Consider the following 1,506-nt stretch of genomic DNA (forward strand, 5'->3'; position numbering starts at 1 on the left):
GGGACGAGCGAGACACGGGTATGCCGGCGCGCGGTTTCCAGGATGCGCGCCTCGATGGCATGCCGGCGCAATACATCAACGAATGCCTGCACATCGCCAACCACGCGCAGGTCAACGGGCAGGCAGAGCCGGCCGTCGCTGTCGTAGGCCGCATTGAGCGCCGCCTTTTCCACGTAGAAGCCGTTGGCCACGCCGCTTTCCGGCAGTACGCCCTCGCGCCATTCGCGGCTGCTCAACACCGCATTGTCCCAACCCAACTGCTTGAGCGTTTCGGTGGCGTAGGTCAGGCGAAACAGGTCGGACTGCCGGGCGATATTGCCGCTACAGGAGTGCCACAGAAGCTCCAGATGCCGGCGCAGCCTGGCGGCGGCGCCGTGCCTGCGACCGCGCTCCAGCAGCCACTGGATGTCAATTGCCACACTTCGGGGAAAACGCTTTTGCTTTTGCGCGGTGGCCAGCCAGCGGATGAGGAACAGGGTTTCGGCGTAGGGGGTGGATGCACCGCCCGACTGGCGCTCGAGCGCCAGGGCCACCAGGGCGCAGAACGCCAGGTGGCTCAGGTCGGTGGTGGTGTCAGCCGGGGCGGCGGACGGGCGGGCGTTGTCCTGCAAGCGGTCGTCTCACTATCGGGTATCAGTGGCGGATCTGCGCCAGCTCGTCGGCGGTAAGGCCGGTGGCATTCATCACCGTGGCCTGATCGAGACCGCTGGCCAGCAGGGTGCGGGCGATCTTGATCGCCGCCAGGTGTTCGCCTTCTTGGCGGCCTTCTTGGCGGCCTTCTTGGCGGCCTTCTTGGCGGCCGATGGCGATCCCCTGCGCACGGCCTTCTTCCTTCAGTCGTTCAGCGATCGTCATGATTTTGTCCTCGTGGTGCGGTACGCGCTCGGCCAGCTGTTTAAGCAGCGCGGCCGGGCTGTGGGTCTCGCCGACCTGCAGCATGTAGCTGAGCAGCGAGATCAGTTGTTCATCGGTAGTGTACCCCGACAGCAGCAGCGTGACCAGCCGGTCGAGCAGCTCGGCAAGGTCGCGCTGACGCACGTGCTTTTGCAAGAGTTCGAGGACCGCCATGCGGCGGTGCTGCATGATGTCGTCGTCGGGAATGACGGTGACGTCGACCAACGGGAAGGCGCTGCTGTAAAGTTGCTTCGCCAACTGCGGTTCATCGAACAGCGCCAGCCAGTCGAGTGAATAGGGATAGGGACTGGTTTGGCCATGATAGAACATCAGCGGTATCACCAGCGGCAGACGCTCGTGGCCCGCTTCCAGGTGGCGCTGCATGGCAGCGATGGCATAGCGCATGAGGCGGAAGGCCATGATTTTGTCCGGCCGGCTCTGGTGCTCGATGAGGCAGTAGACGTACCCGTCCCCGCGGGCCGTATCGAGAGAGTAGAGCACGTCCGAGTAGCAGGCGCGCAGGTCATCTTCGATGAAGGAGCCGGATTCGAGCTTCAGGGTGTCAAGGTTGCAGACCTTGAGCAGGTTGGACGGCAGGTGCAGCTGCAGGAA

The 1,506-nt window shown here is 64.1% G+C and carries 2 protein-coding genes; both read right to left on the reverse strand.

Features of this window, described 5'->3' with window-relative positions:
- Nucleotides 1-611: DUF2913 family protein (locus AC4PR2_RS28785; RefSeq protein ID WP_492176035.1), on the reverse strand; the 611-nt coding region annotated here is incomplete at its 3' end.
- A 22-nt stretch (nucleotides 612-633) separates the two neighbouring features.
- Nucleotides 634-1,506: Rpn family recombination-promoting nuclease/putative transposase (locus tag AC4PR2_RS28790; RefSeq protein ID WP_492176036.1), on the reverse strand; the 873-nt coding region annotated here is incomplete at its 5' end.

It is taken from the genome of Serratia sp. A07, assembly GCF_058725505.1.